The organism is Oleiphilus sp. HI0132 (assembly GCF_001635845.1).
The window spans coordinates 1-664 of record NZ_LWGJ01001402.1 but is presented as its reverse complement, the minus strand read 5'-3'; the positions used below and the strand labels follow the sequence as shown (position 1 = coordinate 664).

Here is a 664-nt window from a genome sequence, read left to right as displayed (position 1 = left end):
GTTAGGAAAACCTATGCCTGTCATGGCGCTTAGAGCTTTCTATCAGTGGTATGAGAAGCAAGGTGAGCCGCTAGACTTTGAGCCAGCAGAGCAAGTTCAATGGCTGATTGACTCAAATGAACGCTTGAACGAGTACGAGGCTGTTGCTTTAGAGTCAGGGCTCAAGATGAAGGTTAACCTTGAGGTCGACGTGGGTTTGCATCGTGGTGGCTTTGCTGACATGAGTGAGTTTAGGTCTTGTCTAGAGCGTATTAAACAATCTGATTTATTGAGCCTTAGCGGACTAATGGGTTACGACTACCACGTTGCCAAGGCGCTTAATATTTTGGAAGGAAGGGCTGTCGTGGCTCGTGCTGCAAAAAGTAGCTATCAGCGTTTTGTTAATGTGGTTGACGAAGTATTTGGTTCTCATGAAGGGCTATGTTTAAACGCAGGGGGAAGCCCAACTTATTCCTTGTATCAGCAAGGCGATTTTAGGAATGAATTAGCAGTTTCGTCAGCTCTGGTTAAGCCCAGCGACTTTGATATTCCAACTCTGGAGCATCATGTGCCTGCCGCATTTATTGCTGCCCCCATTTTAAAGGTAATTGAAAAACCAAGTTTGCCCATTGCTTCATCTTTATCTCCTTTTTTGCGGAGTGCGAAGCTGTTACCGAAGAAGGCG

Annotated in this window: 1 protein-coding gene; it reads left to right on the top strand. The window is 45.8% G+C overall.

The annotated features are described in order from the left end of the window. Positions 1-13: 13 nt before the first annotated feature. Positions 14-664: alanine racemase (locus tag A3766_RS21480; RefSeq protein WP_197479671.1), on the top strand; the 651-nt coding region annotated here is incomplete at its 3' end.